Raw genomic sequence first — 14,693 nt, forward strand, 5'->3', positions numbered from 1 at the left:
AGGTGCAGTCAGGCCACATATTGTTTATTTATCACAGCAAGCTCTCGACTTATTTAAGCAATTACATGTATTGGCCAGTGGTTCGCCTTATGTGTTGCCAAGTTTTGGACAATCACAATATGGCACGGTTTCAGTAAGTTCTTAGAATAGAACAGTTTCTCACACTTTGGAATTGGTACAAAGAAAAGGTCTACCAATTTAAAAATTCTTACTTCATGATATGCACCAAACCGTCTCAATACACTTGCATGAAGCAGGTTATAAATCTGATTGGATTGAAAAGGTGTTAGCCCATGAGCAAAGAGGAGTTAGAGCTGTATACAATAAAGCAAAATATGCACGATAGCGAAGTAAGTTACTACAAGATTGGGCTGATATGGTTGATGATTGGATAGAAAATATTATGAATAATAAAAAGAATAAGGGGTAATAAGAGTATAAGTGCCATTCCAGAATGGAATGACTTTTATTAAAAAAGGCTTTCAAAAAGCTATAAGATATTTTTAAATGTATTAGCTTAGACTCAATTTGATATTGTTCTTTGACTGTCATGATTAAATTCGATAATCAGCTTTGAGCGAGGAGCGGACGTTCATAAAACATTACGCACACTACCGGTCATTAAACGAAAGAAAGCAGGCCAACCGAAGTAATCTCCACTATAAGGTTCAATTCTTCCTTCTAGTTTTCGCTCTTACTCCACAGCGGCTTTATGGCGTGATTGTAGTCTCTAAATGGATATCTAGAATTATTATTTCGCTGACTTAGCAGCAAATCATCAATGTCATTTTTGATGATTTTTTTACCTTAGAGTAGTATCGTTGAAGTGAGATTTTACTGATGGTTCTTTTAAAGCAGAGGCTGATATCATGTTTTACTAGGTCGCAAATATCGTCTTTTATTTTCATTTTATTTTAGTCTGGTTTGCCCATTATTAAGTCATAAAATTTTAATCCGTCTAAGCGGATGAGGATACTGATTCGTTCTGTGCTTTAAATAAATACCCCATTTTCCTTTTGATATTCCCTCATAAATTCAATTAACTTCAGAGTAGTTTCCTTCTTCTCAAATAGTTTTCGATCTGAAAGAATAATGTTGTCATGATTAAAGCACTGCTCAATAATATTGATTATTACCTTAAGCATAATATTTATCTTTTTGTCATTCAGTAAAATTTTCTCAATTATATTACTTTGATCTTCAGATACTTTTCCTATTTTTAAATCTATTTTATCAATTGGACAGCATAAATATTTTATTAGCATAATAATGTGCCATCGTGCTCTTTTATATTTTTTACCTTCTTCGTTGTTTAGTACAAATCTTTCGACTTTATACCAAGATAATCCGCTAACATAATATGAGTTTAAACAAGATAAATCAGTTGACTCTTGAAATAGCCTTCCTCTAGTGCTTTTTTCGACTTTTCCATATTGTCCTGATACAGCATGAGGTAAGTCAAGAAATAGTGCTGAAGTCGATTTAATTTGACAAGGAATAGTAATAATCTTGGTTTTTTGAATATTATCCTCTCTGTATTGCTCTGTTCTTCTCTCATAAAATAAATCAAATTTATTTTTATTTCTTTGAGTTTGATAATATTGTTCTATTGCTTTTTGAATTGATGATAATGCAACTAGTTGTTCGGCTTTTAATTGTGTTTGGCTATTATTAGCTTTGATTATTGCATTTTTTGTGTCTTCATCTTCTGTAGCAATAAATCTAATAGGAAGATAAATTTCCGATTTATTTACATCTTTTGACTCTATTTCATTTAAAACTTCAAAAATAACATGACTAGTTTGGCATCCATTAACAATTTGATAATTAATCAAAGTTAAATCTTCTGAGTTTAAACGAACCTCATCACCTATAACAGTAACTCCGTTATTTAACATGCCAAATAGGAAAGAATGTTCGCCAGATAGCTGTTCTTTCATCTTTTTATTTACTTCTACTTTTTCACTTGAACCTAAATAATATCTAATATTATTATCAAAAATACCTTTTCTAAGAACCCGTTTATTATCAATTTTATCAGTTAATACTTTAATAAATTCATCTATTTTTATTAAACCATAGTAAGCATTTTTGATTTTTCCTTCAGGGTCTTTAGGATATGGAATTGGTGGTTTTGCCATATTAATAGATATCTCTAAATCTGAATGCATCTTGGAATTTAAAGCCATTATTTGTTTTACACCAATAAATTGTGGCTCATAAATTTCTTCAAATAAGTTTAAATTAGTTAGATCTTCTATTGCTAAAGTAATTGCTGATTTCATATTTTTATCAGATAAATCTATATCTGTAGGTGATAAAGAAGCAAAAATCATATTTAATTCTGGTGATTTTTTTAGCCTCGTAAATTTTGAGTATATATATTTTGCTATATCCCAAAAATTTTCTAACTCAGGAATTTCACATCTATCTAAGTTAAAAAAACGTCTTATTGCTATAAAGAAATCTAATATGTCTTGCCGATCAAATTTGTAAGCTGTTTTTGACTGAGTAAAGAAAAAACTTACATCAATTTTTTTTGTTTCTTCTAAAATTAAATCAACATCTTCAATACTTGTTATAATTCTGTCAGAAACAAATATAGCAACTCCATCAATTCCAAATGCAGTACCAGTTTCCATGTCTTCAAATGTAGCATTTGGATCATTTCCATATATTGATAATATTAAATTATTAATATATTTTTCAAAAATAGCATGTTGGTCTTGAGATAATTCTTCCGATATTTCATAGGAATAAATAAAATTTTCAACATATGATTTAATAATAGGATGTGGTATTTTTGTTATGTTAGCCATTTACTACTCCATTAATTATAAATTTCCTTTTGATTTTACGTTGTTTTATATTTACTGACTAATATAAATTATTAATTTGAATAAAAATAAAGTTTAAGATATTTACTATAACTATATTTTCTTTATTTTCTATGACAATAAGATTAGAGTCTTCCAGCTTTCTCAGCCACCGACTAAACTTCTTATCTACATCCAGCATTAGAGCTTAGAAGATACTGACTACTTTCAAAACCTAATTGAGCTTGACTTGATAGAGTTTCCTTAATGCTAGTGCAACAGGTAATAAGTTATTGGCTAATATAGCAGCAAAAATACTGCTTTGTTTCATAAATTTTGACTAAAATCAGCAATAGCGAATCCTGTCGCAATACCTTCTGTAATAAGAATTTGTGAAGGGAAGGAATGGTAATATTAAGTTTTGATAAGATACTTTCCCTGCGATTTAGTCCTGCATTTTCCGCATTTAATGCCCTTTGCTGATTCAAAATAATCGTATCTCTTGGTCTTCCTCCCTTCATACCAAACACCACCTTAATTTTATTATCACCTTTCTCTATCTTTGATTTCCATGTTTGTAGTGATTGACAGCTTTGTACCGCTTCCTTACCTCGAAGCCCAAATGTCCTTGCTATCTCAATCGTAGCCGTAAGTGCTGGATCTCGATAAGATGCCCTTTGATATCTCTTAATATTGACTATCGGTGATCGCAATTTTATTACCTTGACGACTTGCCCCAGACAACCCTAATGCTTTATTATTGATTCTATTTGAATCAGCTAACTTGTCTCGACCTGTTGCTTTAAGTGCCTGACAAATAGCGGCCATTTCATTTTGCAATGTTTGTAAACAGATTCCTTTTACAATTAAATTAACTTAAAAGCCTTGTTCTACAAGGCTTTTATTTTTAATTAAAATAGTAAACTGTAATTAAACAAAGCCTATAATAAAAATCTAATCTACATACACAAACTACAGAATAAAATATTATTTATAGATTTCACTACTGTAGCTAGCTTTTCTATATAAATCACTTACTAAACTCAGTTAAGCTCACTCCATTCAAAAATATCATTATCTATGCCTAAAAAGCATGAATCACCATAAAGTATAAGTATTTTACATACAAATTTAAGATACTTATACTTTCTCAAATCATAAAAAACCAATGATTGGTAAAAGAAATTTTTAAAACAAAGTTATACCAATAAGTTTAAAACTGCTATAGATATTAATTATGCAAATGAAATACATACCCATCTACAACAATTAGCAACGAAAAGGAGAATTAAAATAATGCAGTCACCAATCAATTTATCACCATTAAAAGCCCAATGGTCTGCCGTATTTTCTCTATTTCTAGGCGTCACCAGTCTTATTAGTGCAGAATTCATTCCCATAAGCCTACTCACCCCTATAGCAAAATCCCTACATATTACTGAAGGCATGGCCGGGCAAACCGTCACCGCAGTAGGTATTTTTGCCGTATTGTCCAGTTTGTTTCTATCCAGCATTACCGGAAATATAAATAGACGCAAAGTATTACTAACGCTTTCTCTAATGCTAATCATAGCCAATATATTGATTGCCTTTGCACCAAACTACATCCTATTATTAATTGGTCGTAGCATACTAGGACTATGTGTTGGCAGTTTCTGGTCTCTATCTTCCGCTGTAACCATGCAGCTGGTTCCTAAACAGAATGTTTCACGTGCTCTTAGCGTCGTTTATGCCGGTGTATCTGTAGCAACCATCATTTCCCTGCCATTGGCCAGTTATCTGGGCAACCTAATCGGTTGGAGAAGTATTTTTCTGTATTCAGCACTTTTAGCTGCGATTGCATTTATTTGGCAGTTCTTCTCATTGCCACAGTTAGCTCCCCAAACTGATAGCAACTTTAAAAATATGATATTGCTGCTGAAACAGCCATGGGTAAGCACCGGTATGCTAGCCACCATATTCAGTTATGGTGGATATCACATTTTTTTTACATATCTAAGACCTTTTCTTCAGCATACTCTTTCTCTGCCCGCCAATACCTTATCAATGTTATTACTACTATTTGCTATAGGAAACTTTATTGGGACAATGATTGCAGGCTGGATAATGCATTACTATTTTAAATCGGCCATGATAATCAGCCACATTATATTTTTTATCCTGGCCATCAGTTTATTTTCCAGCAGCAATAATCCGGCAACCGATTCAGCTTTAGTCGTAGCTTGGGGATTTATGTTTGGTTTTCTACCTGTTGGCTGGTCCACCTGGATAGCCATCACATTAGCCAATAAATCCGAAATGATGGGCGGCCTTTCAGTTGCAGCTATTCAGTTTGCCATCGGTTTAGCCGCCGCAATCGGTGGAAGTATTTATGACCATCATGGTATCAATGGCATATTTTTGATATCGGCATTGATTTTCATCGTGGCATTGTTTCTTATTCAGACCAGTTTGACATTATTAACGCATACCACCACAAACCAACTACCCTAATTCTGATTACCAGCAAAGATATACACTCATGAGAAACGTTTATTTATATTTTAGAAAATATTTTCTACCTTTACTGAATCTAATATTTTTATCAATGCTATCTTCACTATCTAACGGAGCTGATATGTATAGTCAGACAGATAATTTCTATCAAAGTAATCTTGTTACAAGGCAACCAGTAACTTTTCTTAATCAGTACCAAATGAAAGTTGCCGGAAATCTGTTTATTCCAAAAAGTATCATTACCGGCCAAAAATACCCCGCAATAATTGTCGGCCACCCAATGGGTGCAGTCAAAGAACAAAGTGCCAATTTATATGCCACTAAAATGGCCGAACAAGGCTTTATTACGCTTTCTATCGATTTATCATTCTGGGGTGAAAGTGATGGACATCCTCGCAATGCCGTATTACCTGATATGTACAGCGAAGATTTCAGTGCCGCAGTAGATTTCTTAGGCACTCAGCCATTTGTAGATCGCAATAAAATAGGCGTCATCGGCATATGTGGCAGCGGTAGCTTTGCCATCAGCGCCGCTAAAATTGATCCTCGCCTCAAAGCCATTGCCACTGTCAGCATGTACGACATGGGTGCAGCAACCCGCAACGGTTTGCACCATACACTTACCCTGCAAAAGCGAAAACAAATCATCCAGCAAGCTGCAGAACAACGCTACATTGAATTTACTGGCGGAAAAATCGAGTATACTGGAGGCACCATTAATAAAGGAAAAATCACTGCTTCTGACAGCCCAATAGCACATGAATTTTATGATTTTTACCGTACTGCTCGTGGTGAGTTTACACCATCCGGTTCACAACCAGATTTAACTACCCACCCCACCCTAAGCAGCAACCCCAAATTCATGAATTTTTACCCCTTTAATGACATAGAAACCATCTCACCACGTCCATTGTTATTCATCACAGGAGATAAAGCCCATTCTAAGGAATTCAGCGAAGATGCGTACCGCCGCGCAGCCGAACCCAAAGAGCTGTATTACGTAAAAAATGCCGGCCATGTAGATTTATATGACCGCGTTAATCTTATCCCCTTCGCCAAACTAACCTCTTTTTTCAAAACCAACCTTTAATCAGCCCATGTAAAAACAGCTAATTCAAAATAGTTTGAATATATTTATTTTGCCTGCATCTTTGATTAAAACTAAAGATGTAGGCAGAGACTGACAATAAAAGCTTATAACAGAGCTTAAATAGAAAAAACTTCCTTCAACCGCTGTAAAAATAGCATAGAAACTTTTGAAAACAATTGAAATTTTTTCCAAACTATGTTGACATCCACTTCCAATAGTGGATCCAGCGGCCGAAAACAGAAAACACTGTCTCCACTAGTATTAATCAGTTTATCCAAACACAAAGCATAGCCCACATTCTGTTCAACCAACAGCGCCGCATTAAAAATCAAATTATAGGTTGCAACCACATTAAGCTGGTCATAATCTTTTTTTATCCAACTAGCTATACTGTTACTCACATACTTTTGGCGCGACATAATCAGCGGCAGTCCCCATAAATCTTGCGGTTGAATAAAATCGCGTTCAGCTAGTGCATTATCTTTGCGCATCAGCACACCCCATCTGTCTTTCTGCGGTAAACAGATCGAATCATATTTATCCACACGCGCTGGATCAATTAATACACCAAAATCAAGTAATCCTTTATCTAACCGCTCAGTTACATCATTGGCATTACCACTGAAAATATGAAAGCGAATACGAGGATAATCTTTCTGCATCATCTTGATTACCCCTACAACCGGTCTTAACGCATCCGTTTCACCACAGCCAATATAAATATCTCCGTGCAGACTTTTATCTAAATGATGAAACTCAGACTCCGTTTTGTGTACCAGCTCCAGTATCTGCTCAGCACGTTGACGCAAATGTATGCCTTCTTCCGTCAGCGTAATTCGTCGGCGGCCACGTATAAACAAAGTACACCCTAGTTCTTCTTCCAGCTCAATAAGCTGGCGCGACAGCGTAGGCTGAGTAAGATGCAGGTAATCGGCTGCTGCTGTTATACTTTCCTCTCTAGTCAGTGCCAGAAAATAACGCAATACTTTAATATCCACCAAGCAATTCTCCCTTACCCTTCCAGTGCACAGACTAGCATCTTCTACCTAAGCAAAAAAATTTATTATCAATCTAGAACCAGATTAATATGTTCTTTACAAAAAGAACAATTAAATATCATAGCCATTAAATTAAAGCTTATTCAATATATGAATCTAATTAACTTATATTTAAGTAAAAAACAAAAGGCCGCTAAAAAGCGGCCTGAAAAACATGATTCAGAATTAATCCTGAAATTTTTTCTTAATAGAATCCACAGCATTATCGATAGCATTAGCTGCATCATGCACAGCATCTTTTACACTGCCAACGGCTTTATCAACAATACCTTCAGACTGAGTCTTAGTATCGCCAACTACCTTACCCACATTTTCTTTTACTTCACCTTTGGCTTTATCTACAAATCCATTATCGTTCATATTCATAACCATCTCCGTTCTGTTTAATTATAGCTTAAAATTTTTTATATAAAACACTTATCCCTCAGTGATTTATCTTAGAGAGACAACCAAAAGCCCGCAATAGATATAGTCAGAATTTGCAGCTAATTACAAACATCACAAAAAAACTAGTAAAACCTAGAAATAGTTAACTTAAATACAAACAATAAATACAGTAACAGCCGAATTTAAAAAGCCGTTTCAGAAACACATTAAAATAATTAATTCAATTCAAGAATTTTTATTTAAATTTTAACTTTGTTTTTTTTTATTTTATTTTGTTAAAATTATTATAAACACAATGACTTAAATTGGTTATTTAACGATACGAATTACATAGCAAAGTCAGCTAAAAGCTATTCTGAATGTTTTAAAAAATTTAGAAAGTAGAGATCAAAATGGCAGATGATAAAGTTAACAAGCAAATTGTAGAATTAAGCAAAATAAGCCGTGATGATGGAAAAGAAAAATATGCTAATGCTCAATTTAATTTAGCTATTATTTATCAAGAGAAAAAACATGATTATGATAAGGCTGAACTCTTTTACTCTAATATAACCAAAGAGGATGAACCTTATATTTATGCAATAGCTCAATTTAATTTAGCTCTTATCTATAAAAAGAAAAAAAATGATAACGATAAGGCTGAACATTTTTTCTCTGATATCACTAGAGAGGATGATTCTAAAATTTATGCGTTTGCTCAATTCAATTTAGCTCTTATCTATGAAGAAAAAAAACAGGATTATGATAAGGCTGAACTCTTTTACTCTAATATAACCAGAGAGGATGACCCTAAAACTTATGCTGAAGCTCAATATAATTTAGCTCTTATCTATGAAGAAAAAAAACAGGATTATGATAAGGCTGAACTCTTTTTCTCTAGTATAACCAGAGAGGATGACCCTAAAATTTATGCTAAAGCTCAATTTAATTTAGCTATTATTTATCAAGAGAAAAAACAGGATTATGATAAGGCTGAACTCTTTTACTCTAATATAACCAAAGAGGATGACCCTTATATTAATGTAATTGCTCAATTTAATTTAGCTCTTATTTATCAAGAAAAAAAACACGATTATGATAAGGCTGAACTCTTTTACTTTAATATAACCAGAGAGGATAAACCTTATATTTATGCTAAAGCTCAATTTAATTTAGCTCTTATTTATCAAGAGAAAAAAAATGATAACGATAAGGCTGAACATTTTTTCTCTAATATCACTAGAGAGGATGACCCTAAAACTTATGCTAAAGCTCAAGTTAATTTAGCTCTTATTTATCAAGAGAAAAAAAATGATAACGATAAGGCTGAACATTTTTTCTCTAAAATCACTAGAGAGGATGACCCTAAAATTTATGCTGATGCTCAATTCAATTTAGCTATTACTTATCAAGAGAAAAAACACGATTATGAACAAGCCATTCGATTTTACTCTAATATAACCAGAGAGGATAAACCTAAAATTTATGCTAGTGCTCAATTTAATTTAGCTATTATTTATCAAGAGAAAAAACAGGATTATGATAAGACTGAACTCTTTTTCTCTAGGATAACCAGAGAGGATGACCCTAAAATTTATGCTAAAGCTCAATTTAATTTAGCTATTATTTATCAAGAGAAAAAACAGGATTATGATAAGACTGAACTCTTTTTCTCTAGGATAACCAGAGAGGATGACCCTAAAATTTATGCTAAAGCTCAATTTAATTTAGCTATTATTTATCAAGAGAAAAAACAGGATTATGATAAGGCTGAACTCTTTTATTCTAATATAACTAAAGAGGATGAGCCTAAAATTTATGCTAAAGCTCAATTTAATTTAGCTATTATCTATAAAAAGAAAAAAAATGATAACGATAAGGCTGAACATTTTTTCTCTAATATCACTAGAGAGGATGATTCTAAAGTTTATGCGTTTGCTCAATATAATTTAGCTTTTATCTATGAAGAAAAAAAACAGGATTATGATAAGGCTGAACTCTTTTACTCTAATATAACCAGAGAGGATGACCCTAAAACTTATGCGTTTGCTCAATACAAATTAGCTTTTATCTATAAAAAGAAAAAAAATGATGACGATGAGGCTATAAAATTTTTTTTAAATGTCAGTCATGAGCATGACTTAGAATCTTATTATCTTGCACAGTTTGAGTTAGGTAATATTTACTTGTTTAAAAAACAACTACCCGAAGAATCCCTTAAGTTTTATAAACAAATCAAATATCGCAATTTATCAGCGGATAATTTTATATCTGCTCAATTAATATTAGGATTAATTGATTTAAAATCGAATAATATTGGTAATATTAAATGGAAAAAAATAATAATTAATAGAATTAAGAAAATTTGTCAATTAGTTAAAGAAATAAAAGATTTATTAATAGTTTCATTCGAAAAAAATTTATCATCTAACGAAGAAATAGTAACCAAAAATCCTGAACGTCGTGTAGCGCATTACACTAGACCGGGTGTTTTATTCAATTTACTTAAAGGCAAAAATCCAAGTAAATTCAGATTGAATATCGTCGATTTTATGAATGATCCCAGTGAGAATCAGGTATTAACACAATGGCTGAATATTACAACTAATCCAGATAATGAAATTAAAACATTCTTAGCTAGCTTTTCCTTTAATCATAACTCTTTAAATCAATTTCGATTATATGGAAATGAGGACAATATATTTGGTTCAGGTGTTAGCATAGCTTTTAATCACAATTTTTTCGGCCAGAATGCTGAACGAAGTATAAATATGGAAAATTTTAATATAACAAAACAATTTTCTACTTCAACTTCTGAAAATGAAAACCAAATTTTAAGTCTTAATAAAACCGAAGATAAACCAAATACAAATCTTTATCCTTTACCTATATATCGTTGCCTGTACTTTGACCCTAAAACTGAATATATCTCTTTGGCTAAACGTAACAAACAATCTTTCTATCTGGAAATGAGTAACGAAAAAGAAACTCAGTATATTGAAAACGAGTGGAAAAATTATATAGATACATTAAACGAACAGAAAAAAATACAAGATATTCGCATACATTTAAAAAAAATAAATGTTCTAATGAGTAAACTTTTAAAAAACCGTGAGTTACAAAAAATACCTAATTTGCAACAATTACTTAGCTTAGCTGTCTTACCTATATCCTGCCTGATAAAACACGCTGCTTTCGAAGATGAGGACGAATGCCGTATGATTTATATTACTCACATCGCAGATAAAAATATTGTTGAACCAACAGATTATCAAGCCGCTAATAATTTGTACATTGAATATAAAGAAGTTGAAGATTATATAGACAAAATTTATCTGGGTCCGCAATGTAAAATGCAGCATAAATTATGGCTAGATAATCATTTCAAGAAAAAACACAATAGAAAAGAAATCAAATTGATTAAATCCGAAATGCCTTTGCGCTAATTTTTATACTGAATGGTGATAGCAAAAGTGTATTTTTGCATTTAGTCTACCAAGCAATATATTTAACCCATGTATAATCTGCATTTATGTAGAATTTAACTAGGGGCTTCACTGTACTCACACAGTGATATGGCCTTGATTCAACGGTTTTTAGAAGTGCAAACAATGCAGGAATACAAACGTTTAAGCGCCAGCAATGGTACTGCAACGGCCAATATAAATCAGCAGGTTAATCAACCTCTGCCGCCAAGAACTTTATCTGTGGCGCCAATGCTGGACTGGACAGACCGGCACTACCGCTATATGGCCAGACTAATTAGCCAAAATACATGGCTGTACACGGAAATGATTAACGCTAATGCCATTATTCATGGCAATCGAGATAAATTACTGGCATATCATCCGCAAGAACAGCCCGTTGCCTTGCAGCTTGGGGGCAGCGAACCCGATGTATTGGCACAGGCAGCGAAAATTGCTGCCAGCTATGGTTACAACGAAATTAATCTAAATTGTGGTTGTCCTAGCCCACGCGTACAGCAAGGCGCTTTTGGTGCTTGCTTAATGCGTGAGGTTGCACTGGTTGCCCACTGTCTGAATGCCATGCAGGAAGCCGTAGATATTCCGGTTACCATTAAGCATCGCATCGGTTTGGACAAAGAAACTGCTTATGAGCCCTTAGCTGATTTTGTCGGCACATTGCGTGAACGTACCGCCTGCCGCATTTTTATTGTACATGCGCGTAATGCATGGCTCGAGGGGCTATCACCAAAAGATAACCGTGATATTCCACCACTACGCTATGACTATGTTTATCGCCTGAAACAGGAATTCCCTGATTTACAAATCATTCTCAACGGTGGCGTGACCAGCAATGAGCAAATTAGCCAGCATCTACAATATGTCGATGGCGTGATGGTCGGGCGTGAGGCTTATCATAATCCGATGCTGATGCGTAGTTGGGATGCTGAATTTTATGGCAGTACACTTCCTGCAGTGGGATATGAAGCCTTAGTCGAGCAATTGATTGAATATACACAGCAGCAGCTGGCAAAACCCGATAATTCTTTGCGCCATATGGCACGTCACTACCTAGGGCTGATGCATGGCCTGCAAGGAGCACGCCAGTGGCGGCGTATGCTATCCGATGCTTCTTTGTTAAAAAATAACAATGCCAGTTTAATTGCTGCTGCATGGCAGGCAGTGAAAAATAGCAGCGTCAGCCAACCTGCATCAATTTAAGCTACAATTACCCTATTTTGTATTGGATAATCTGTATGCAACAGTATCTAGACTTAATGCAACACGTACTTGATCATGGCGTGGACAAATCAGACCGTACCGGTACCGGCACTCGTTCGGTTTTCGGTTATCAAATGCGCTTTAATCTCGCCGATGGCTTTCCTGTGCTCACCACCAAAAAGCTGCATTTGCGCTCCATTATTTATGAATTGCTGTGGTTTTTACGCGGCGATACCAATATCCGCTATCTGCATGAACACAATGTTACCATTTGGGATGAATGGGCGGATGCCGATGGCAATCTAGGGCCGGTTTATGGCTACCAATGGCGCAGCTGGCCAGCACCGGATGGCCGCCATATCGACCAAATCAGCAATTTGCTGCAGCAGATTAAAAACAATCCAGACAGTCGGCGCCTGATTGTTTCTGCATGGAATCCGGCATTGGTAGATGAAATGGCCTTACCCCCTTGCCATGCTTTGTTTCAGTTTTATGTAGCAAACGGCAAATTGTCCTGCCAGCTTTATCAGCGCAGTGCCGATATATTTCTTGGTGTACCGTTTAATATAGCAAGCTATGCCCTGTTGACCATGATGATTGCTCAAGTGTGTGATTTACAATTAGGTGAATTTGTTCATACCCTAGGTGATGCTCACTTATACAGCAATCATTTTGAGCAGGCAAAATTGCAACTAACCCGTACACCGAAAAAGCTGCCCCATATGCATTTAAACCCAGATGTAAAAGACCTATTTGCATTTCAGTTTGAAGATTTCACTCTAACGGATTATCATCCGGATGCTCATATCAAAGCCCCAGTAGCCGTATGAACAAATTCCGTAAAATCACCTTAATTGCAGCGCTTTCTGATAATAATTGTATTGGCAAAAAAAATCAGATTCCATGGTATGTACCCGAAGATTTTCAATTTTTTAAACATTACACCATGGGCAAACCTGTGATAATGGGGCGCAAAACATGGGATTCGCTGCCCAAAAAACCCTTACCGGGACGGCCAAATTACGTAATCAGTCGAAATCCGGAGCAAGTGTTTTGCGGTGCTACATCCTGCCGGAATATCGAAGAGGCTCTTTTCCAGTTAGCAGACACTGATGAAGTCATTATTATGGGCGGCGCACAAATCTATGCTCAAGCAATGCCCCTAGCCACTGATCTACGCATCACCAGAATTCATTTAGATGTTGCCGGAGATACATTTTTTCCAGAAATTAGCCCCCGTGGATGGCAATTAGCAGAAAGCAGTAATCATACGAGTAAACAAGATAATATTGTTTATGACTTACAGCATTTTGTGCGCTTGCCCACTGCCGATTAATTCCAATAATCATCAAGTAGTTAATTCGCATTCAAACTGAATTTAGCAATAGAGGATGAGGTTAAACGAGCAGGCTTTTTTGAAATATTAAACTTAATTGTTGCTTTGCCTGTATGATAACTATGATGTCTGATATTTAATGTCGTAGCCAATCTTCTATCCTCTGCTATGTTCAGACCTAATAAAAATAGATTCATTTAGAAATGAATTTTCTCTATTTATGCGTAAAGTTAGCTTTAGTGTAATCAGCATAGATATACTTTGACAGTTATCCATCCTTCGCCCACAATAAGCCTACACGTCATTAACGAGATTAAACATCAAAGGATATAGTTATGAGTACTGTTTCCCTAAAAGGTTCACCTGTTGAAGTAAATGGCCTTTTCCCCCAAAAAGGCGCTACAGCCCCTGAATTCACCCTTACCGACGCGAATTTAAATGAAGTTTCATTGGCTAGCTTTGCTGGCAAACGCAAAGTTCTAAATATATTTCCAAGTGTAGATACTGGCGTTTGTGCGGCTTCAGTACGCCATTTCAATGCTGATGCGGCTAAATTGAGCAATACAGTTGTTTTATGTATTTCAGCCGATTTACCTTTTGCACAAGCTCGCTTCTGTGGAGTTGAAGGACTCGATCAGGTAATTACCTTATCTACATTCCGCCATCCCGAATTTCGAGAAGAATATGGTGTAAAACTGAGCACAGGCCCTTTAGCTGGGCTGTGTGCCCGCGCTGTGATTGTTTTAGATGAAAACAATCAGGTTTTACACAGCCAGCTGGTAGCTGAAATCACTACCGAACCAAGCTATGAAGAAGCATTAGCAGTATTGTAAAATATAATGTCCA

General features: G+C 34.9%; 11 protein-coding genes. 7 read left to right on the top strand and 4 right to left on the bottom strand.

The features are described from left to right. Window positions 1-992 precede the first annotated feature (992 nt). Both ABU615_RS02065 and ABU615_RS02070 read right to left on the bottom strand, forming a co-directional pair. Window positions 993-2,819 carry an AIPR family protein gene (locus ABU615_RS02065; RefSeq protein WP_370389108.1) on the bottom strand — a complete coding sequence of 609 codons (1,827 nt, stop codon included), beginning with the start codon at window positions 2,817-2,819 and terminating at the stop codon, window positions 993-995. A gap of 287 nt (window positions 2,820-3,106) precedes the next feature. Further along, on the bottom strand, window positions 3,107-3,529 hold the full coding sequence (locus tag ABU615_RS02070; protein WP_370389109.1) for an integrase domain-containing protein: 423 nt from the start codon (window positions 3,527-3,529) through the stop codon (window positions 3,107-3,109). 583 nt (window positions 3,530-4,112) lie between these two features. Here ABU615_RS02070 and ABU615_RS02075 point away from each other — a divergent pair. Together ABU615_RS02075 and ABU615_RS02080 are read left to right on the top strand one after the other, a co-directional pair. Continuing rightward, window positions 4,113-5,309: an MFS transporter gene (locus ABU615_RS02075; protein WP_370389110.1), complete on the top strand. Its 1,197-nt coding sequence runs from the start codon at window positions 4,113-4,115 to the stop codon at window positions 5,307-5,309. 124 nt (window positions 5,310-5,433) lie between these two features. Next, complete coding sequence (locus tag ABU615_RS02080; RefSeq protein ID WP_370389111.1) at window positions 5,434-6,402, top strand: alpha/beta hydrolase; 969 nt, start codon at window positions 5,434-5,436, stop codon at window positions 6,400-6,402. A gap of 116 nt (window positions 6,403-6,518) precedes the next feature. Here the strand turns inward: ABU615_RS02080 and ABU615_RS02085 are convergent, their stop codons facing one another. Then, window positions 6,519-7,400: a LysR family transcriptional regulator gene (locus ABU615_RS02085; RefSeq protein WP_367490901.1), complete on the bottom strand. Its 882-nt coding sequence runs from the start codon at window positions 7,398-7,400 to the stop codon at window positions 6,519-6,521. 225 nt (window positions 7,401-7,625) lie between these two features. Beyond that, entirely contained in the window at window positions 7,626-7,826 is a 201-nt protein-coding gene (locus ABU615_RS02090) for a CsbD family protein (RefSeq protein WP_218965425.1), read from the bottom strand. A 413-nt stretch (window positions 7,827-8,239) separates the two neighbouring features. On the opposite strand from ABU615_RS02090, the gene ABU615_RS02095 reads away from it, so the two are divergent. From ABU615_RS02095 to tpx, 5 genes are all read left to right on the top strand, one after another. Next, window positions 8,240-11,272, top strand: a complete 3,033-nt coding sequence (locus ABU615_RS02095; RefSeq protein WP_370389112.1) for a tetratricopeptide repeat protein — start codon at window positions 8,240-8,242, stop codon at window positions 11,270-11,272. A gap of 270 nt (window positions 11,273-11,542) precedes the next feature. Next, window positions 11,543-12,511, top strand: a complete 969-nt coding sequence (gene dusA, locus ABU615_RS02100) for a tRNA dihydrouridine(20/20a) synthase DusA (RefSeq protein ID WP_370389339.1) — start codon at window positions 11,543-11,545, stop codon at window positions 12,509-12,511. A 35-nt stretch (window positions 12,512-12,546) separates the two neighbouring features. Further along, entirely contained in the window at window positions 12,547-13,341 is a 795-nt protein-coding gene (locus tag ABU615_RS02105; RefSeq protein ID WP_367487973.1) for a thymidylate synthase, read from the top strand. Continuing rightward, window positions 13,338-13,847, top strand: a complete 510-nt coding sequence (locus ABU615_RS02110) for a dihydrofolate reductase (protein ID WP_367422546.1) — start codon at window positions 13,338-13,340, stop codon at window positions 13,845-13,847. The genes ABU615_RS02105 and ABU615_RS02110 overlap by 4 nt, the downstream gene beginning before the upstream one ends. 335 nt (window positions 13,848-14,182) lie before the next feature. Further along, window positions 14,183-14,680, top strand: a complete 498-nt coding sequence (tpx, locus tag ABU615_RS02115; RefSeq protein WP_370389113.1) for a thiol peroxidase — start codon at window positions 14,183-14,185, stop codon at window positions 14,678-14,680. The last annotated feature ends 13 nt before the right edge of the window (window positions 14,681-14,693 follow it).

It is taken from the genome of Snodgrassella alvi (assembly GCF_040741455.2).
GTDB classification, from domain to species: Bacteria; Pseudomonadota; Gammaproteobacteria; order Burkholderiales; family Neisseriaceae; genus Snodgrassella; species Snodgrassella alvi_E.

Excerpts from the sequence above, each read along its gene's own strand:
- ABU615_RS02065 (WP_370389108.1), bottom strand. The coding sequence starts at position 2,819 with ATGGCTAACATAACAAAAATACCACATCCTATTATTAAATCATATGTT.
- ABU615_RS02075 (WP_370389110.1), top strand. The coding sequence starts at position 4,113 with ATGCAGTCACCAATCAATTTATCACCATTAAAAGCCCAATGGTCTGCC.
- ABU615_RS02080 (WP_370389111.1), top strand. The coding sequence starts at position 5,434 with ATGTATAGTCAGACAGATAATTTCTATCAAAGTAATCTTGTTACAAGG.
- ABU615_RS02090 (WP_218965425.1), bottom strand. The coding sequence starts at position 7,826 with ATGAATATGAACGATAATGGATTTGTAGATAAAGCCAAAGGTGAAGTA.
- ABU615_RS02095 (WP_370389112.1), top strand. The coding sequence starts at position 8,240 with ATGGCAGATGATAAAGTTAACAAGCAAATTGTAGAATTAAGCAAAATA.
- dusA (WP_370389339.1), top strand. The coding sequence starts at position 11,543 with ATGCTGGACTGGACAGACCGGCACTACCGCTATATGGCCAGACTAATT.
- ABU615_RS02105 (WP_367487973.1), top strand. The coding sequence starts at position 12,547 with ATGCAACAGTATCTAGACTTAATGCAACACGTACTTGATCATGGCGTG.
- ABU615_RS02110 (WP_367422546.1), top strand. The coding sequence starts at position 13,338 with ATGAACAAATTCCGTAAAATCACCTTAATTGCAGCGCTTTCTGATAAT.
- tpx (WP_370389113.1), top strand. The coding sequence starts at position 14,183 with ATGAGTACTGTTTCCCTAAAAGGTTCACCTGTTGAAGTAAATGGCCTT.